At 41.3% G+C, this 18340-nt stretch carries 16 protein-coding genes and 3 tRNA genes; 7 read left to right on the top strand and 12 right to left on the bottom strand.

The features are described from left to right. Positions 1–4: 4 nt before the first annotated feature. From FTT74_RS03290 to FTT74_RS03270, 5 genes are all read right to left on the bottom strand, one after another. Positions 5–1156 (bottom strand): LuxR C-terminal-related transcriptional regulator, encoded by a 1152-nt coding sequence (locus tag FTT74_RS03290; protein ID WP_179988556.1) that lies wholly within the window; start codon positions 1154–1156, stop codon positions 5–7. Positions 1157–1419: 263 nt separating this feature from the next. Beyond that, the gene (gene groL, locus FTT74_RS03285; RefSeq protein ID WP_154320958.1) at positions 1420–3054 is read right to left on the bottom strand and encodes a chaperonin GroEL; all 1635 of its coding nucleotides are present in this window, start codon (positions 3052–3054) and stop codon (positions 1420–1422) included. A 59-nt stretch (positions 3055–3113) separates the two neighbouring features. Beyond that, positions 3114–3404: a co-chaperone GroES gene (gene groES / locus FTT74_RS03280; RefSeq protein WP_004972131.1), complete on the bottom strand. Its 291-nt coding sequence runs from the start codon at positions 3402–3404 to the stop codon at positions 3114–3116. 185 nt (positions 3405–3589) lie between these two features. Beyond that, positions 3590–4363, bottom strand: a complete 774-nt coding sequence (locus tag FTT74_RS03275) for a metallophosphoesterase (RefSeq protein ID WP_131260664.1) — start codon at positions 4361–4363, stop codon at positions 3590–3592. Next, positions 4344–5282, bottom strand: a complete 939-nt coding sequence (locus FTT74_RS03270) for a diacylglycerol kinase family protein (RefSeq protein ID WP_179988555.1) — start codon at positions 5280–5282, stop codon at positions 4344–4346. Before FTT74_RS03270 ends, FTT74_RS03275 begins: the two co-directional genes overlap by 20 nt. A 417-nt stretch (positions 5283–5699) precedes the next feature. On the opposite strand from FTT74_RS03270, the gene FTT74_RS03265 reads away from it, so the two are divergent. Both FTT74_RS03265 and FTT74_RS03260 read left to right on the top strand, forming a co-directional pair. Further along, the gene (locus FTT74_RS03265) at positions 5700–7529 is read left to right on the top strand and encodes a phosphoenolpyruvate carboxykinase (GTP) (protein ID WP_004972137.1); all 1830 of its coding nucleotides are present in this window, start codon (positions 5700–5702) and stop codon (positions 7527–7529) included. Between the two features lie 293 nt (positions 7530–7822). Next, on the top strand, positions 7823–8257 hold the full coding sequence (locus FTT74_RS03260; RefSeq protein ID WP_131260784.1) for a hypothetical protein: 435 nt from the start codon (positions 7823–7825) through the stop codon (positions 8255–8257). A gap of 39 nt (positions 8258–8296) precedes the next feature. Here the strand turns inward: FTT74_RS03260 and FTT74_RS03255 are convergent, their stop codons facing one another. After that, positions 8297–8965 (bottom strand): methyltransferase, encoded by a 669-nt coding sequence (locus FTT74_RS03255; protein ID WP_004972140.1) that lies wholly within the window; start codon positions 8963–8965, stop codon positions 8297–8299. A 270-nt stretch (positions 8966–9235) separates the two neighbouring features. Further along, complete coding sequence (gene folD / locus FTT74_RS03250) at positions 9236–10084, bottom strand: bifunctional methylenetetrahydrofolate dehydrogenase/methenyltetrahydrofolate cyclohydrolase FolD (protein ID WP_004972142.1); 849 nt, start codon at positions 10082–10084, stop codon at positions 9236–9238. Positions 10085–10236: 152 nt separating this feature from the next. Between folD and FTT74_RS03245 the strand changes: the two genes are divergently transcribed. The 3 genes from FTT74_RS03245 (at position 10237) to FTT74_RS03235 (ending at position 11252) form a co-directional block, all read left to right on the top strand. Continuing rightward, positions 10237–10310: transfer RNA gene (locus FTT74_RS03245), tRNA-Cys, on the top strand. A gap of 15 nt (positions 10311–10325) precedes the next feature. Continuing rightward, positions 10326–10411 (top strand) — tRNA-Leu (locus FTT74_RS03240). A 109-nt stretch (positions 10412–10520) separates the two neighbouring features. Beyond that, the gene (locus tag FTT74_RS03235) at positions 10521–11252 is read left to right on the top strand and encodes a hypothetical protein (RefSeq protein WP_179988554.1); all 732 of its coding nucleotides are present in this window, start codon (positions 10521–10523) and stop codon (positions 11250–11252) included. Between the two features lie 69 nt (positions 11253–11321). On the opposite strand, the gene FTT74_RS03230 is transcribed toward FTT74_RS03235, so the two are convergent. Beyond that, a complete protein-coding gene (locus FTT74_RS03230; RefSeq protein WP_179988553.1) occupies positions 11322–13094 on the bottom strand; it encodes an alkaline phosphatase in 1773 nt (590 codons plus the stop codon). Positions 13095–13303: 209 nt separating this feature from the next. On the opposite strand from FTT74_RS03230, the gene FTT74_RS03225 reads away from it, so the two are divergent. Further along, positions 13304–13389, top strand: a tRNA-Leu gene (locus FTT74_RS03225). Between the two features lie 120 nt (positions 13390–13509). Further along, the gene (locus tag FTT74_RS03220; protein ID WP_167845853.1) at positions 13510–13935 is read left to right on the top strand and encodes a hypothetical protein; all 426 of its coding nucleotides are present in this window, start codon (positions 13510–13512) and stop codon (positions 13933–13935) included. 25 nt (positions 13936–13960) lie between these two features. Here the strand turns inward: FTT74_RS03220 and FTT74_RS03215 are convergent, their stop codons facing one another. The 4 genes from FTT74_RS03215 to rlmE all read right to left on the bottom strand — a co-directional run bounded on the left by FTT74_RS03215 (position 13961) and on the right by rlmE (position 18072). After that, the gene (locus FTT74_RS03215; RefSeq protein WP_131260668.1) at positions 13961–14275 is read right to left on the bottom strand and encodes a DUF5713 family protein; all 315 of its coding nucleotides are present in this window, start codon (positions 14273–14275) and stop codon (positions 13961–13963) included. Positions 14276–14366: 91 nt separating this feature from the next. Then, entirely contained in the window at positions 14367–15221 is an 855-nt protein-coding gene (gene folP, locus FTT74_RS03210; RefSeq protein ID WP_207973931.1) for a dihydropteroate synthase, read from the bottom strand. A 174-nt stretch (positions 15222–15395) separates the two neighbouring features. After that, the gene (ftsH, locus tag FTT74_RS03205; protein WP_004972155.1) at positions 15396–17285 is read right to left on the bottom strand and encodes an ATP-dependent zinc metalloprotease FtsH; all 1890 of its coding nucleotides are present in this window, start codon (positions 17283–17285) and stop codon (positions 15396–15398) included. A gap of 136 nt (positions 17286–17421) precedes the next feature. Further along, positions 17422–18072 carry a 23S rRNA (uridine(2552)-2'-O)-methyltransferase RlmE gene (rlmE, locus tag FTT74_RS03200; protein WP_004972157.1) on the bottom strand — a complete coding sequence of 217 codons (651 nt, stop codon included), beginning with the start codon at positions 18070–18072 and terminating at the stop codon, positions 17422–17424. Positions 18073–18340 lie beyond the last annotated feature (268 nt).

Below are 18340 nucleotides of genomic sequence, written 5' to 3'. Positions count from 1 at the left end.
AGCTTTAACCAATATGCTCAAAATGAATGGTACAACCCATTAATAAATGCATAAGTTCAATTTGCGAGTTGCATTGGGTTTTTTCATAAATATTTTTAAAATAAGTGCGCACGGAACTGAGGGTAATCCCGCAATGTTCCACAATTTCTTCTAACTTATAACCATTCAACAACAACTCACACAGCTCAAACTCGCGTTTAGACAATTGATAAGCTTGCTGCAAATAGGCTTGTGACAAGGCATAGTGCTGATGCATATCGGTCAGAAATACCGCAATTTGATGTTGTCTTGCATTTTGATGCTGCATATTTTTTAATTTAGAACAAGGTACGATAGTCAGCATTAATTGTTGTCCTTTCGCATCTGACAAAGACAATACACCGCCTACATCTGCGTTTAATGCCGACTGTCCCAACAACGCTGAATGTAATAATTGATCTAAACGACTTTGATCATAAGCATGGGTTTTTAAACGATTATACAAGTCCAAATCTAAACATGAATCGTGTTCCAGCATGCTTTGAGCTAAAGGGTTTGAATAAATCAAACTCAGCTGATGATCAAGCAAAATTACACCTGTTTTTAAATGATCGAGCACACTATACAAACTTAAATTTTCTTGTTTAACCAAACTAAATTGACGATGGATTTGTAAGGCACGGCGCAAATGCACACCCAAATGCTTTAAAAAATCCAACTCTTTTTGTTGATACGGCGCTACATCTGGCGCACGATGTAATCCTAAAACTGCCCAACGATGTGAACCCTGATCGAGCAAAACAGCCGAGATATAACTAATTCCCGTCGGATTCAAACACCGTTCATAAAAGATATATTCATCACTTTCAGGGTTTTCCCCATAATGCGATAAATCCGAGCTCGCTACTTGCCCCACACCTAAATTTTCCCACAATACTCGGTGTAACTGCATGTCAATCACGCGAATCCGCTCATCACGATAGGCATGCAAAGCTTCATCTGAAATATTGTGACTAAATAAAAAATCGTAACTTGGGCTAAATTGATCTAAGGCAGTAAAAATGGCGGTTTTACTGTCTGTATATTGAACAATTTTTTCAATTACTTGCGGCCATAAATTCACATCTACAGCGGCATCATAAATACTGCCTATAATTTCGTGTTCTCGGTTATCCATTTTTATCCCCTTTATGCCTACTCCAGCCTGCATTACACTTATTTAATCATTTGTTTTTCTTATTATTCCAAGTAGCATAGTGGGTTTTATTCACAAAAAAAAGCAGTTTAAATACATATCACGCATTTAATAAATAAATAAATGGAAAATGGCTAGGCAGTTTTGCTTTTTCATGCGTGCAAACTCTGAATTATAAAAACCACGCCATAAAAAAACCCCGTATCTGACGATACGAGGTTTTTGAAGTTTGGGTCCGCTGATAATTACATCATGCCGCCCATACCACCCATGCCACCCATATCTGGCATTGCTGGCTTGTCTTCTGGAATTTCAGTAATCATACATTCTGTTGTTAACATCAGGCCAGCAACAGACGCTGCATGCTCAAGTGCAGAACGAGTTACTTTTGCAGGGTCAAGAATACCCATTTCCAACATGTCGCCATATTCACCAGTCGCAGCGTTATAACCATAGTTACCTTCACCGTTCTTCACAGCATTGATTACTACAGATGGCTCATCACCAGCATTGGCTACGATTTGACGAAGCGGAGCTTCGATTGCACGACGAAGAATGTTGATACCTACGTTTTGGTCATCGTTAGCACCAGTCAGACCATCAAGTGCAGATGCAGCACGCACCAGTGCAACACCACCACCTGCAACAACACCTTCTTCAACCGCAGCGCGAGTTGCGTGAAGCGCATCATCCACACGGTCTTTCTTCTCTTTCATTTCAACTTCAGTTGCAGCACCAATTTTGATGACTGCTACACCGCCTGCTAATTTAGCAACACGTTCTTGAAGTTTTTCTTTGTCATATTCAGAAGTAGATTCTTCGATTTGCGCACGGATTTGCTGAACACGCTCAGAAATCTGATTTGCATCACCAGCACCATCCACAATCACGGTGTTTTCTTTAGAGACTGTAACTTTGTGCGCGCTACCCAAATGCTCTAGTGATGTTTGCTCCAAAGACATACCAATTTCTTCAGAAATAACCGTACCGCCTGTCAAGATTGCAATATCTTGAAGCATTGCTTTACGACGATCACCAAAACCAGGCGCTTTCACCGCACATACTTTGATGATGCCACGCATGTTGTTCACAACAAGCGTTGCCAGCGCTTCGCCTTCAACATCTTCAGCAATGATTAGAAGTGGCTTACCTGTTTTTGCAACCGCTTCTAGGACAGCAATCAGTTCACGAATGTTGCTGATTTTTTTATCAACTAGAAGAATGAACGGATTTTCAAGTTCTGCAGTCAAAGTATCTTGTTTGTTCGCGAAGTATGGCGAGATATAACCGCGGTCAAACTGCATACCTTCTACAACGTCAAGCGCGTCTTCAAAGCCTGAACCTTCTTCAACAGTGATTACGCCTTCTTTACCAACGCGTTCCATTGCTTGTGCAATGAGTTTACCTACTGTTTCATCAGAGTTTGCAGAGATCGAACCCACTTGCTCAATCGCTTTAGTATCAGATGCTGGTTTAGCCGTTGCTTTAATGTCTGCAACGACTGCCTTAACAGCAAGGTCGATACCACGTTTCAAATCCATTGGGTTCATGCCCGCAGTTACAGATTTGATGCCTTCATTTAAAATGGCTTGTGCAAGTACTGTTGCAGTGGTCGTACCGTCACCTGCGATATCATTGGTTTTGCTAGACACTTCACGTACAAGCTGAGCACCCATGTTCTCAAACTTGTCTTTCAAGGTGATTTCTTTCGCAACAGATACACCATCTTTAGTGATGTGCGGCGCACCGAAAGAACGGTCAATCACTACGTTACGACCTTTAGGGCCTAAAGTTACTTTAACTGCGTCTGCAAGTACGTTTACACCTGCAATCATTTTTGTGCGAGCTGAATCACCAAATTTTACGTCTTTAGCTGACATGTCTAACTCCAAATATTTTTAAATAATGTTCAAATTTGCTTTGAATATGAGTTCTGAAATTAGCCTTCAAGTACCGCTAAAATGTCAGACTCTTTCATAATTAGAAGTTCTTCACCGTCTACTTTAACTGTTGTGCCTGCATAAGTACCAAACAAGACTTTGTCGCCCACTTTTACGTCTAAAGCGCGTACGCCATTGTCTGTAATTTGACCATTACCTACTGCAATCACTTCACCTTGCGCTGGTTTTTCTGCTGCAGAACCTGGAAGCAAGATACCGCCAGCTGTTTTTGTTTCTTCTTCAACACGACGAATAACTACGCGGTCATGTAATGGACGAATGTTGCTCATAAATAACTCCATTAGACTAAGTCAATGTATAGATTCCTGATGACGACTTAATTATTCCTTTGGTCATCATCAAAATAAATTTTAGATGACACAGTTGTGGGGATGGAAAAAAACGCTTCAAGGGGAAAAGCTAAAAATTTTTCAATTTTTGTTGTTTTTTTAGACAAGTTGGCTAGATCGGTGATTTATTCTGCATTTTGTTGCCACAACACAAATTGCTTTTGTGCGGCATCGAACAGGTAATGCTGCACATCCCCATGGTTACTCAATATATTTAAGCTATTGGGTATGCCCTGATGCAAACGATACGAAATTGCAGTACCTGCATGAATATCCAGCACAGGATGCGCTACACCTAAGGCATAAATTTGATTTAAGTCATACACGGCTGGTTGATGTAAATGCCCATGCAGCAAGGCATACAAACCATTTTTGCTCCACTGCTCTAAAGCAATTCGTCCCAACACAGGGCAATCTTTAATACCGTGACGATCATCTGGTGGTGTATAAAATGGTTGATGCGCCACCAAAATTTTTAACTTATTTGTGGGCGCAGCTTGCAGCAAAGTATCTATTTCCTGAATTTGATTCAAAGAAATATGCCCACGAGTATGAAAACGTCGCCGAATACTGTTCACCCCTATCACATAAAAATGGGCGGTTTCCAAAATTGTTTCCATACGCCCAAAAAACAACTGATACCGCGCAAACGGACTAAAAAAACGATTCCAAAGATGATATAGCGGAATATCGTGATTTCCTGGCACAACCAAATACGGTAAATTCAAACTGTCTAAAAAATGCTTACAAGCATAAAACTGTGCATAGCGTGCACGTTGGGTTAAATCACCACTGACCACAACCGCTTCCGGTCGCATACTTGCACACAGTTGTTGTACTGCCTGCATACAAGCCACATTTTCAGTGCCAAAGTGCAAATCAGACAGATGCAGCAGCATGCGGCACCTTAATCTTCAATGCATTTTTCAATACAGAAATACGCAGTGGTGGGCGCATTTTGACAATTTCTCCATCAAGCGCCACGGTCAGTTGTTGGCGTTTACTATGAATGACCACCTGCTCTGCTGCAAAACTGTACATATCATTGGCTTGCTCAGCCTTCCCCTGAATTAATTGCCACAGAGTTTTAAATAAAGTCAATTTATCGGACTTTGCCACTGCAACACCTGCGACTTTGCCTGCTGCAGCAGCTTTGGCAATACGTAAATTCATTTCAGACAGTTGTAATTGATTATTCCCAAAGAAAATGAGCGGCGTTTTCAGCGGATAGCGCTTTGTATCGACCTCTATTTCTAATTTTAATTCTTTACGGTCACGCAGCAGTACATCTAAAGCCGAGGTATAGGCATGTAAAGGAAAGCGTCCTAAATAACGGTTATAACGCTCACGTTTTTGAATAAATAAAGGGTATAAACCCAAACTGGCATTATTTAAATAGATGTGTTGATTGATTTGTGCCACATGCACAGCACGCGTACTGCCAGTTGCGATGACATGCGCTGCTTCAATTAAATCTAGCGGAATATTCAGTAAGCGCGCCACATAATTAAACGTGCCCAAAGGCAAAATACCCATGGGGATAGATGTCCCTTTTAACTTTGCAGCAACCGCATTTAAAGTACCATCTCCACCCGCTGCAACCACAACACCGCTTAACTGCGCTGCTTGATGCCGTGCTAACACCTGTTGCATCAGTTGATCAAAATTGGCGATTTCACCCATTTCAAACAATTGGATTTCAAAACCATGCTGTGACAAAACATGCAACAGTTCTTCATAGACACCTTCTTGCTGTGTGGCATGAAATCCTGATTTTTGATTATAAATAAGAGATAAAGGCTGTAATGTTGTCGACATTTTCTTCAATCATTTTAAAGCTTTTGCTCTAATTTCAACCAATTGATGCAGAATGAAAAGCAGCTTTATGTAAAAATCGAATGACGACCATTCATTAAATCAATAATCATTCTTTATAAAATTTAAGATATAAGTACATGTTTTAATTAAAAATAATTAAAATAAATAATGCCCATAATTTTTTTAAATAATGATAAATGGAACACAAAAAAGTTGTAAGCCCATGTTTCATATATGTTATTCATTATTTATATGGGTATTTTTCACATAAAGCTAAATCAAGCCTATGTCTTATTTTTTTTATGTTTTTGTGCTTTAATACAGCCACTTTTTTTTCATATTTCATCTGAACCATGTACCCCATCGTTCAGATTGTACTTTGTACACGACTTGTACACATTTAAGATAGGCCTCACCATGACCCAAGTGAACGCACCAGAATTCGTTCGTCACCCTAAGCTTATTGCATGGGTTGAAGAAATTGCAAAGTTAACGAAACCAGCAAAAATTGAATGGTGTGACGGTAGCGCAGAAGAATATCAACGTCTAATCGACTTGATGATCGCTAACGGCACCATGCAAGCATTAAACCAAGAAAAACACCCTGGTTCGTACCTTGCAAATTCTGATCCTTCTGACGTTGCTCGTGTTGAAGACCGTACTTACATCTGCTCTGAAAACAAAGAAGATGCTGGTGCGACAAACAACTGGGAAGCGCCAGCTGAAATGCGCGCTAAATTAAACGGTTTATTCGACGGCTCAATGGCTGGTCGTACCATGTATGTGGTTCCATTCTCTATGGGCCCATTAGGTAGCCACATTGCGCACATCGGTATTGAATTAACTGACTCTCCTTATGTTGCTGTCAGCATGTCTAAAATGGCTCGTATGGGTAAAGCTGTTTATGACGTATTGGGCACAGATGGCGAATTTGTTCCTTGCGTACACACTGTGGGCGCACCATTGGCTGAAGGCGAGAAAGACGTTGCTTGGCCATGTAACAAAGAAAAATACATCGTACATTATCCAGAAACTCGTGAAATCTGGTCGTATGGTTCTGGTTACGGCGGTAACGCATTATTGGGTAAAAAATGCTTAGCGCTTCGTATTGCTTCTGCAATGGGTCGTGAACAAGGCTGGTTAGCAGAACACATGCTAATTTTAGGCGTGACCAACCCACAAGGCGAAAAACACTACATCGCAGCAGCATTCCCTTCTGCATGTGGTAAAACCAACTTTGCGATGTTAATTCCACCTGCAGGTTATGAAGGCTGGAAAATTGAAACTGTAGGTGACGATATTGCTTGGATCAAACCAGGTGAAGATGGTCGCTTATATGCAATTAACCCTGAAGCTGGTTTCTTCGGTGTTGCTCCTGGTACAAACACCAAGACTAACCCGAACTGTATGGCAACTCTGCACAAAGACGTGATTTATACCAACGTTGCTGTGACTGACAACGGCGAAGTATGGTGGGAAGGTCTATCTAAAGAAGTTCCTGCAAACTTAACCAACTGGAAAGGTCAACCACATACTGGCGCAGAAAAAGCAGCTCATCCAAATGCGCGCTTCACTGTTGCAGCGGGTCAATGTCCTTCTATTGATGCTGACTGGGAAAATCCAGCAGGTGTTCCAATTTCAGCGTTCATCTTCGGTGGTCGTCGTGCAGACACAGTGCCTCTAATTTCAGAAGCATTTGACTGGGTAGATGGCGTATATAAAGCTGCAACTATGGGTTCTGAAACTACTGCAGCAGCCGTTGGTCAACAAGGTATTGTACGCCGCGACCCATTTGCAATGCTTCCATTTGCTGGTTACAACATGGCAGACTACTTCTCTCACTGGTTAGAAATGGGTGAGAAAGTTGGCGAAAAAGCAAAAGCTGCAGGCAACAAATTACCAGGTATCTACAACGTAAACTGGTTCCGTCGTGATGCAGAAGGCAACTTCGTATGGCCTGGTTTTGGTCAAAACATGCGTGTACTTGAGTGGATCATTGATCGTTGCGAAGGTCGTGCAGAAGCTGTTGAAACTCCAATTGGTTTTGTTCCAACGTATGAGCAATTGAACTGGACTGGTTTAGATTTCTCTAAAGAGCAATTTGAAACTGTAACAGCGCAAGACAAAGAACAATGGATCAAAGAGTTAGAAAGCCACACTGAGTTATTCAACAAACTTGGTGAGCGCCTACCTGCTGCATTGAAAGCACGTCAAGCTGCTTTACTTGAAGCGGTTAAATCTGCGTAATTCAACGCTGATTGCTAAGAAAAGGTCACTTCGGTGACCTTTTTTATTGCCCTAATATTTTAGTTGCTAAAAACATCAACATTCCAGCTTCAACATCCCCCGCTGATGTGTAAATACTAAATAATACGAAGATTCAAGGTAAAAACATGACATCATCAAAACACACTTATCACCCCCAATATAGACAGCCTACCACATCACCAACAAAGCCATGCTTTGTCCACTCAGCTATGGCATACTTAAAACAAGAATGAAATGACATCAAAACATGAGACATGATCATGAATAAAACCATGAAGAATACAATGATTATTTTGGCTATGACGGGACTTGGGTTAGGTTTATCCGCTTGTCAAAGTTTGCCTGAGCAAAACGAGAATAGTTTTATTGGCTATAAAGTCGAAAGCAAAACTGATCGCAACGCAGTATTAGCCTACACTCTTGCAGGACGTCAAAACCAACAGCGCGATGAAAGTAAATTACAGCGTGCCTGCCAAAAAGAACTTGGTGCGCATAAAACTTATCAATTGCGGATTTTAAGTATTAATGAAGTGGTGAATCCTGCAGCCAACCAACAAGACCCGTATGGTCGCCAACTTGGGCAAAGCCGCACCTCTATTGGCTTATCGAACACACCTGAGCTACATAGCAGTGAAAACTATGCTACACGTCAGGCCTTAGATGCTCGCCCAAGCACACTGCGCATTGTGCGTTATAGCTGCAATTAATTCGCGCCACAAAACTGGCTTCCTATAAGACGTGATGAGTTATCGCGTCTTATAAAAACTCACATTACGGAACTCTTTGGCTTCATCCAAATCTGGCCATGTGGTCGCGCTGCGTTCATCTATTTTTATATATTGTGGATGACTAAAGTTTTTCACTCGGCTGTCTGCCACCCAAACTTCTGGGGCGAACTTTAAGAACTCATCTAAAAAAAAGCGATTGCATTGATCATAAAGTACATCGGCAGCCAACAATACATCCACTTGTTCTGCTTTGTATAGATCATCTAAATATTCAAGCACCACATCATTCAATTCAGCATTGGCTCGACAGGCTGCAAGGCTAATGGGGTCAATATCACAACAAATTACCCGTTTGGCACCTGCCATTTTTGCAGCAATCGCCACCACGCCCGAACCTGCACCAAAGTCTAAAACGACTTTATTTTTTACTTGCTGCGGTTCTGCCAATAACCATTGCGCCATTGCAAGTCCTGAAGCCCAACAGAAAATCCAGTACGGCGTATCATTCCAAATACGACGAATCACTTCATCATCTAGCTTGTCGGTAGGAAATACTGGTGGAATAAGCCAAAGTGAAATAGGCGTTTCAGGCAATTGCTGTGCCAGTAATTCACAATTTGGAATTACATCATGTAAAGCATCTAAAAGATGTTCAGGGGCTTTAGGAAATTGAAAGGTACAGCTCATTGGATTTTTATTCGTTCTAATTTAAAAAGTTCCCTCTGCTTTTTTAAAGGAGAGGGGGCATTCATTATTTTTACAATGAATTCCCCACTCTTTTTTAGGAGAGTTAGGGAGAGAATTTTTAAGCCCTCATCCCAGCCTTCTCCCTGAGCCGTATACGGCGCAAGAGAAGGAGCATCCATTATTTTCACAATGAATTTCCCCTCTCCTGAGCAAAATTTAAAGCACTGCTTTTAAATTGAAGCGCAAGAGAGGGTTAGGGAGAGGTCTTCATCAACCTAACGCTTTCTCAGCCGCTTCAACCGTTTGACGAATCAAAGTTGTAATCGTCATTGGGCCAACGCCACCTGGTACAGGCGTATATGCAGAAGCAATCTCTTCAATGCCTTGCAATTGGATATCTCCAACACCACCGCCATCACGTGGATGGAAGCCTGCATCAACAACCACAGCGCCTGGTTTGATCCAGTCTTTTTGAATCAATTCAGCTTTACCAACCGCACCAACAATAATGTCCGCTTGTTTCACAAAACTTGCAAGATCTTGGGTACGTGAATGGCAAATGGTTACTGTTGCATTGGCTTCAAGAAGCATCGCAGCCATTGGTTTACCTAAAATTGCCGAACGCCCCACAACAACGGCATGTTTGCCTGCAATTTCAATGTTTTTTTCTTTAAGAATGGTCATAATGCCTGCAGGTGTTGCAGAACCATATGCAGCTTCGCCCATTGCCATACGACCATAACCTAAACAGGTCACACCATCTACGTCTTTTGCAAGTGAAATCGCATCAAAACAAGCACGCTCATCAATTTGCGCAGGAACTGGGTGTTGCAACAAAATACCATGCACATCAGGATTGGCATTCAATTTTTCAATTTCTGCCAATAATTGTTCTGTGGTGGTTTCTGTTGGCAATTCTACTTTTAAAGAATCCATGCCCACACGACGGCAAGCATTGCCCTTCATGCGTACATAAGTTGCAGATGCACCGTCATCACCGACCAAAATAGTCGCTAGAATTGGGGTACGACCTGATTTTGCTTTTAACGCTTCTACACGTGTTAACAGATCAGCTTCAATTTGTTTTGCCAATGCACGACCGTCTAAAATTAATGCCACGGCACATCTCCAAATGTTGATATGAATCAATTTTGCAAATAATACATGATTATTTAGACTATTTTATTCTATATGTCGAATTAATGTGCATCTGCTCATTTAATAGTATTGTTTTTTTTTCAGAGCTTGCTAATATACGCATCACAAGACGCGGCGGGGTGGCAGAGTGGTCATGCAGCGGACTGCAACTCCGTGGACGCCGGTTCGATTCCGACCTCCGCCTCCAATCTTGTAAAACTATGCCCGAGTGGTGAAATCGGTAGACACAGGGGATTTAAAATCCCCCGCCCTCAAAGCGTGCCAGTTCGAGTCTGGCCTCGGGCACCATTTTAAAATAGATTAAAATGGTGCAAATAAAGAACCCAGCATTAAGCTGGTTTTTTTATGCCTAAATTTTAGGTTTTCCCCTCTTTATTCAATATTCAATGATGCCTCTATGAACCCTAAACAAGCGCTTCTTGATTTGCAGCAATTGCAACAACAATACCCTGCTGCATTTAAAAGAAATATTTTGTTTTATGGTTTTATTCAAAGCAAAGGCATGCTGGATGATTGGAAAGAAATGATTCCATGGGTCTTGGCCTGCCTGATTTTTATTCCTATTTCAATCAGTCTGGCGCACGGGATTCAAAACTTTGTAACGCAGTACGATGCCTTTCAAGCCAAGGCATTGGCGATTTTAGCCATCATGTTAGGTTTTATGCTGCTTCTACCTTATGTGTTGTATCAAATTAAACACAGTTCGGCATCGTGGTATCAACTACAGCAACATGCCACCATAAAAATAGCAGTATTGATTCTGCTACAAGCGGTAAATTTCGCCTATTTTCAGAGTGCAATTCTGCAAGGGATTTTATTCTTTTTCTGCATCAGTTTTGGTTTTGTACGTTTCTATAAAGAGAATATGTTCCGTGACCACATAAGCCTTGAACAAAAATATTGCTTAACGCAATTTCGCCGTGCTGCGTATTGGTCATATCGTCAAGCTGCTAAAATTCAATATCGGATGTATTTTTCCAATAAAAATAGCCCTCGTTTTGCCCAATTGAATCAGCAATATCAACATGCAATTCAGTTACATCAACAACTGATGCAGGTTGAACACAATTTATGTAAAAGCATTAAATACATAGATTTAGACAGTTATATTCAAGATAAACTCGATTAAAAACCTCCGCTTAATCATCAAAAAAACCGAGCAACTTAGACTCGGTTTTCTGTAAATATCACACCAATTTTAAGCAGTTTTAGCGACATCAATGATTGGTTTTAAGTCTACACCATACTTCTGTTGATGACCACGCGTATCATCGAGTTTGTATTCACGTGCCTTAACCGTATCTATAAACTTCCAATCTGCAACCACTTGCGCACGATCAAAAGTCACCGTTAAATAACCACGTTGATTTAAGTTGCAATAATCCAGTTCATCAATCAGTTCTTGAAAGGCATATTCCAACGCTGCCATTTCGTCTGCAGGCACATTTAAGTAATATTCAATTCCGGGCGATGATACCGAGCTGGTCGCGAATTCCAACCCAACCTTATGATTTGTTTCATGTGTATGCAAGGTTGCAGCCCAAGCATTGTGAGTATCACCTGCCAACACCACTGCTTTTTTCCCAAGTTGCTGCAATGTCCCATACACAACTTCTCGCTCGTAGGCATAACCATCCCAAGCATCGAGGTTATAAGGTGCAACCGCATACAAACGTGCCTTATCTACTGCTGTCAAAGTTGGATCATTCGCTTTTAAACGCAATTTCAGCGTGACCAATTCTGTAATTTTCTGCTTCATTTGTGCAAGTGTTTCAGGTTGCTGATCACCATTGGTGATTTTCGCTAAAGGCAATAACAGTTCTTGTGGAATCAGTATTTTCGCCATCAACACTTGTTGAGCCAAAACATTCCAAGTAGCCTTAGACTGCCCCAACTGCTTTTGCAACCATTCTCGTTGAACTCCACCCATCAATGTGCGTTGATCACTAAATAAATCTGCCTGAAATTTAGCAGCATCAATACCTTCTGCCGTCATATAGTTAGCATAATCTAATTGCTTATGACGCGCCAAAATACGCGTATCCAGCATCATCAAATTCACCAAACCACCAAAATCAAACTGGCGATAAATATTCAAATGATCATTTTCTGCAACTGGACGAATTGGCATCCACTCGAAATAAGCCTGTAATGCGGCAATTTTACGTTCTATAAAGCTGCCTTCACCTTCTTGATGATTATCTGCACCCGCTTCCCAAGTATCATTACTGAGTTCATGGTCATCCCAAATGACAATAAATGGATGGCGTTGGTGAGCAGTCTGCAAATCAGCATCGGTACGATATAAAGCATAACGTTTACGATAATCATCTAACTTGATAATTTCTTTATCATTGTCTGCAGCAAAGGTACGTCCTAACTGTTTTGCATCGTCAGTCGCGTAGCCACCTTGTCCATATTCATAAATATAATCACCCAAGTGAATAATCACATCCAGATTGTTTTCCTGTGCAATTTCTTTATACACATGAAAATAACCTGCGGGATAGTTCGAGCAAGAACAGACCGCAAATTTCACTTGATCGCTGCGTTGTGGCAAGGTTTTGGTCTGTCCTATAGCAGAAACCGTATTACCAAAGCGGAAACGGTAATAATATTTAGTCCCTGCCTGTAAACGATCTGCGTCCACTTTAACAGTAAAATCTTGCGCTGCGCTGGTTTGTACTTTGCCAGTATTTACCAATTGCTTAAACGCCTCATCGCTGGCAATTTCCCAAACCACTTCAATGCATGCTGCCATGTCACTTGGCGTTACACGTGTCCATAAAATGATACGATCATGCAGCGGATCACCACTGGCGACACCATGCAAAAACTGCACCTTTAATGCATTTTCTGCTGTATTTTCATTGTCATCACCACATGCAGTTAATGCGACTGGCAATGACAACGCCCCAAAACCAGCCAAACTTTTTTGAATCAGCTCTCGGCGAGTTAAGCGAATGTTCATGAATATTCCTTTTATTTTTCTTGAGCGCTCAACATAGAAATTTATGATTTCGCTTTGATCTCAAATTCATGAAATATTGATGACAAACAGCAGAAATATACTGCAAACCGAACTTTTTTCAAGCTAATAAGTTGAATTGATTGAAAAGAAAGCAATTGTAAATAAATTTACTTGCCAAGATTTATTTCGTCCTCTATTATTGCGCACATGCCCGAGTGGTGAAATCGGTAGACACAGGGGATTTAAAATCCCCCGCCCTCAAAGCGTGCCAGTTCGAGTCTGGCCTCGGGCACCATTTTAATGAATCAAATCATTCAAATGGTGCAAATAAAGAACTCCAGCATTAAGCTGGTTTTTTTTATGCCTAAAAAATATAATATTGAAAACGATAACACTTATGTGCCGATGATTTGAAATGTCTCTACAACGCTTTATCTTCTCTTTCAAATGGGTGATCTGTTTATGCTGCTTGCTCAGTTTTGCAAGCCATGCACAAAATCCCAGCCTTGAGTCAGCAACCGAATCCGTAAACCCAATTGAAACTGATGCAGAATTTTATGATGTTTTTGCAGGAACATTGCAATATAAAAATCAAGAATTACAATTACGTCGTTGCAGCTTAGGCAACAATTTATATTTATTAAATTTCCAAAATCCTGAAGAAGAAAAGCAACTCAAAACTTTGCTGCAACAAAATACAAAGTTTTGGGTCAATTTAATTGCACAGCCGAATGAACATAATGGGCTATATACGTTGAATGTTCGAGAAATTGCAGAACTACATACACAGCAAAGTTGCCATTTGGATGATGTTTTAGATGATTTATTGAATCACCCATAAATTAAAGCTGAAAGAGAGTGACCTATCACCACTCTCTCGTTGCAATCAACTCTTCCATTTCAATCTCGAAATAGCCTTGATCTTGCAGCACCATCATCATCGCCTCAGCAATATAATCTGCTGCGGTATCGTCCAAATCTGAATCCAGATCTTCAAATTGTGGTTTCATTTTATTAATGGCTTGCACGGTCTGATCTGCAAAATGATAAATATCCGTTTCAGATAAATTGGATTTAGACACGTGTTTTGCAAACTGTTGAATCAGTTGTTTTAACTCAGCAACTAAAATATCAGGATAAAACTCATCATCAAACATCGGGAGAAGTAAATCTGCAAACATACAGGCACTCAAAAATACAGAGATTCAAGCGTGCCTATATAGCATAAGCAGAGCTTTAATTCTAGCTTCGCCCCAAATCTATAAACAGCGATTAATTTGCTAACAGCATTGCTTGCCAGACTTTAATGGCATCAGACATAGCCTTAACATCATGCGCACGCACCATACAAGCACCTTGCTGAATACTGAGTAAATGTGCCGCTACAGAACCAACTGCACGCTGTGTTGGCTCTGCCCCACCCAAAGCTTCACCAATAAAGCGTTTACGAGACAATGCCGATAAAATTGGATACCCCATACCATTCAGTTGATACAACTCATTTAACAATTTCAAGTTCTGTTGTGCATTTTTAGCAAAACCAAAACCCGGATCAATCATGATATTTTCAGGCTTGACCCCTTCCGCCAAAGCATCAGCGACACGTTGCTGCAATTCTGCAATCACATCTGCTGTGACATCATCATATTGATCTAAATTGTTCATGGTAGTCGGTTCACCACGCATGTGCATAATAATCACGGGAATATTTAACTCAGCGGCTGTGTGCAACGCATTGGGGCGGGTCAGCGCACGTACATCATTCCAGATATGCGCCCCTGCAGCTACGGCAGCACGAATCACTTCGGGCTGTGACGTATCAATCGAAAGTACCACATCATAAGCAGATAAGGCTTCTACCACAGGAACCACACGACGAATTTCTTCTTCTACACTCACAGGACTAGCTCCTGGACGTGTTGATTCGCCGCCAATATCAATCACGGTTGCACCTTCTGCCATCATTTCCAAAGCACGCGCCACAGCAGCATCTTTTTCATTATGTCGCCCACCATCACTAAACGAGTCTGGTGTCACATTTAGAATTCCCATCACATGCGGCTGAGATAAATCTAAACGCAAACGTCCACATTGCAATACGCGCTTGGGTAATGGCATCAGCTGCATGCTGGTCTTCCTTTCAATTTGAAAAGCTTATTTTAACAAGGGTAATTTTGAAGATGTTGAATTCTTTTCAGTGCGCTTCAACATTACCAATATTCCTGTTGCAACGGCGCATAAACCACACGAATAAAAAAAGAGCCTTTATACAAAGACTCTTTTTAACATTATGTGAACTGATTAGCTCGCTGGTAATGGTGGCGGTGTGCTTGGACCATCGGTTGGTGTTACATCAATCACAGGATTGTCTGCAATATACACCTTCGGTGGCTGTGGCTCACGACCTTCCATAATGTCACGGATTTGGTCACGATCAATGGTTTCCCATTCCAACAATGCTTTTACCATTGCGTGGGCAATGTCTTGGTTATTTTCCAAAATATCGCGGGCAACTTTATATTGCTCATCAATAATACGACGAACTTCAGCATCCACTTGTTGCTGGGTGGCTTCAGAAATGGTACGGCTGCCTAAACTACCCATGAATGATTGTTGTGTATCGTCTTCATAGACCATTACGCCCAACTTGTCAGACATACCGTATTTGGTCACCATCGCACGTGCTAATTTAGTCGCACGCTCAAAGTCATTCGATGCACCTGTCGACATTTGATTAATAAAGACTTCTTCTGCAATACGACCACCAAACAAGATAGACAAGTCGTTCAGCATTTTGTCTTTATAATGGCTAGTTTGGTCATGTTCAGGCAATTGCCATGTCACACCCAATGCCCAGCCACGTGGCATAATCGTTACTTTATGCACAGGGTCTGTACCTGGCAGCATTTCAGCAACAATCGCATGACCTGCTTCATGATAAGCCGTTGCACGACGTTCTTCTTCACGCAGCACCATCGACTTACGTTCAGGGCCCATATACAACTTATCTTTAGCATCTTCAAAGTCGTGCATATCCACCGTATTTTTATTACGACGGGCAGCAAACAATGCAGCTTCATTCACAAGGTTTGCCAATTGCGCACCAGAGAAGCCTGGTGTACCACGTGCCAAGACTTTGACATCTACACCTGTAACTGAAGGCAGTTTTTTCAAGTGAACATTCAGAATTTGCTCACGACCTTTAATGTCTGGCAAGCCAACCATGACTTGACGGTCAAAACGACCTGGACGCAATAAAGCTTTATCCAGTACATCGGCACGGTTTGTCGCAGCGATAACAATAATGCCTTCATTGCCTTCAAAACCATCCATTTCAACAAGCATTTGGTTAAGTGTTTGCTCACGTTCATCGTGACCACCACCTGTACCTGAACCACGGTGACGACCTACCGCATCAATCTCATCAATAAAGATGATACACGGTGCATGACGTTTAGCTTGCTCGAACATATCACGGACACGAGAAGCACCCACACCCACGAACATTTCAACGAAGTCAGAACCAGAAATGCTAAAGAATGGCACTTTGGCTTCGCCAGCAATGGCTTTGGCCAATAAGGTTTTACCTGTACCCGGTGGACCCACCATCAACACACCTTTAGGAATAGTTGCACCTAAACGCTTGAATTTAGCAGGGTCTTTTAAGAAATCTACAATTTCAACCACTTCTTGTTTTGCTTCGTCACAACCTGCAACATCGGCAAATGTGACTTTAATTTGGTCTTCAGACAACATTTTGGCTTTAGATTTACCAAAGCTCATCGGGCCGTTTTTACCACCTGCACCGCCACCCATGTTGCGCATAAAGAACATGAATAACAAAATGATTAAAAGTACAGGGAAACTTGCGATCAATAGTTGCATTAACAAACCTTGACGTTGAGGTGCAGTACCTTCAACAACAACGTTGTTTTTAATCAGATTCGGCATCAGTTCAGGGTCTTGAACTGCTGGACGAATGCTTTCAAAGGACGAGCCGTTGACTTTTTCGCCACTAATTCTTTCGCCATCAATTGTGACTTGCTTAATTTGACCAGCATTCACCGCTGTAACGAACTCTGAATAGTTCATTGCAGTTGGCTTTTCACTGTTATTGATGTTGCTGAAAATTAGAATCAGCACACCAAGTATAATCAGCCACAATACGGCATTCTTGAAGAGATCGCTCAAAGCTTTATTCCCATATCAATCTAATTTGATCATGCCCGTTACTGGGTGACCTTTCATTCAAAAAGCTGAAGATCAGCTAGACAATTCATTAAAAACGTACAAAATGCACAATTTTTAACGGCTTGGCAAGTAAACTTTATTTAGACGCTTTTTTACGTCCTTGTCCAATAAGGAATACTTCTTTGGAACGCGCGCGTGAAGCAGCGGGTTTTGCTGTCTTTAACACATCAAAACTGTCCACGACCTGTTTACGAAATTCGTCAAATCCCGAACCTTGGAACACTTTGACCACAAACTGACCATTAGGTCCCAATACGCGATTGGCAAAATCGAGAGCCAACTCACATAAGTAAATTTGACGCGGTTGATCTACAGCTTTATTACCTGATGTATTGGGGGCCATATCGGAAATTACAACGTCTACCGTGCGTCCGTTTAAAATATTTAACAATTTTTCGAAAACTTCTTCTTCGCGGAAGTCACCTTGTAAAAAGGTCACATCTGGTAGTGCGTCCATTTCCAAAATATCGGAAGCGATCACCAAACCTTTGTCGCCGACAAGTTTCCCTGCGATTTGCGACCAACTACCCGGTGCTGCACCTAAGTCCACCACCGTCATGCCCGGTTTGATCAGTTTATATTTTTCTTGAATCTCAAGTAGTTTGTATGCAGCACGTGCACGATACCCTTCTTTTTGCGCTCTTTTCACAAAGGGATCATCTAGGTGCTCTCTCATCCACGCACGACTACTTTTGGATAACTTTTGGTTGGTAATGCGTGTTGCCATAACTCTCTTAGTAACGAATAGCCATCTAAATTGCGATTGTACGTGAAAATTAGCAAGCTTGCAGTAGACATCTGTATCTAAATGCCAATAACTAACAAGTTTTTTCTATTAAATCCATCGCTTATTTCTGTACTGTGGCATAAAAAACCTCTCTCATCACAGATGGATAAACCTAAGCAAATGTTCGATTTTGATATTTTTGCACTGCTGCATGTTCGCGGATTATTTGCATAGAATTTACAGCGTTTCAAATTGGCTTTTGTTATAC

Origin of the sequence: Acinetobacter sp. YH01007, assembly GCF_013420425.1 — a bacterium.
Classification (GTDB): domain Bacteria; phylum Pseudomonadota; class Gammaproteobacteria; order Pseudomonadales; family Moraxellaceae; genus Acinetobacter; species Acinetobacter towneri.
The sequence above is the reverse complement of the archived record's forward strand: the minus strand, read 5'-3'. Positions and strand labels throughout refer to the sequence as shown.

Excerpts from the sequence above, each read along its gene's own strand:
- FTT74_RS03270 (WP_179988555.1), bottom strand. The coding sequence starts at position 5,282 with ATGTCGACAACATTACAGCCTTTATCTCTTATTTATAATCAAAAATCA.
- FTT74_RS03290 (WP_179988556.1), bottom strand. The coding sequence starts at position 1,156 with ATGGATAACCGAGAACACGAAATTATAGGCAGTATTTATGATGCCGCT.
- FTT74_RS03235 (WP_179988554.1), top strand. The coding sequence starts at position 10,521 with ATGAACCCTAAACAAGCGCTTCTTGATTTGCAGCAATTGCAACAACAA.
- FTT74_RS03275 (WP_131260664.1), bottom strand. The coding sequence starts at position 4,363 with ATGCTGCTGCATCTGTCTGATTTGCACTTTGGCACTGAAAATGTGGCT.
- FTT74_RS03215 (WP_131260668.1), bottom strand. The coding sequence starts at position 14,275 with ATGTTTGCAGATTTACTTCTCCCGATGTTTGATGATGAGTTTTATCCT.
- FTT74_RS03255 (WP_004972140.1), bottom strand. The coding sequence starts at position 8,965 with ATGAGCTGTACCTTTCAATTTCCTAAAGCCCCTGAACATCTTTTAGAT.
- groES (WP_004972131.1), bottom strand. The coding sequence starts at position 3,404 with ATGAGCAACATTCGTCCATTACATGACCGCGTAGTTATTCGTCGTGTT.
- groL (WP_154320958.1), bottom strand. The coding sequence starts at position 3,054 with ATGTCAGCTAAAGACGTAAAATTTGGTGATTCAGCTCGCACAAAAATG.
- FTT74_RS03265 (WP_004972137.1), top strand. The coding sequence starts at position 5,700 with ATGACCCAAGTGAACGCACCAGAATTCGTTCGTCACCCTAAGCTTATT.
- FTT74_RS03230 (WP_179988553.1), bottom strand. The coding sequence starts at position 13,094 with ATGAACATTCGCTTAACTCGCCGAGAGCTGATTCAAAAAAGTTTGGCT.
- FTT74_RS03260 (WP_131260784.1), top strand. The coding sequence starts at position 7,823 with ATGAAGAATACAATGATTATTTTGGCTATGACGGGACTTGGGTTAGGT.
- rlmE (WP_004972157.1), bottom strand. The coding sequence starts at position 18,072 with ATGGCAACACGCATTACCAACCAAAAGTTATCCAAAAGTAGTCGTGCG.
- folP (WP_207973931.1), bottom strand. The coding sequence starts at position 15,221 with ATGCAGCTGATGCCATTACCCAAGCGCGTATTGCAATGTGGACGTTTG.
- FTT74_RS03220 (WP_167845853.1), top strand. The coding sequence starts at position 13,510 with ATGTCTCTACAACGCTTTATCTTCTCTTTCAAATGGGTGATCTGTTTA.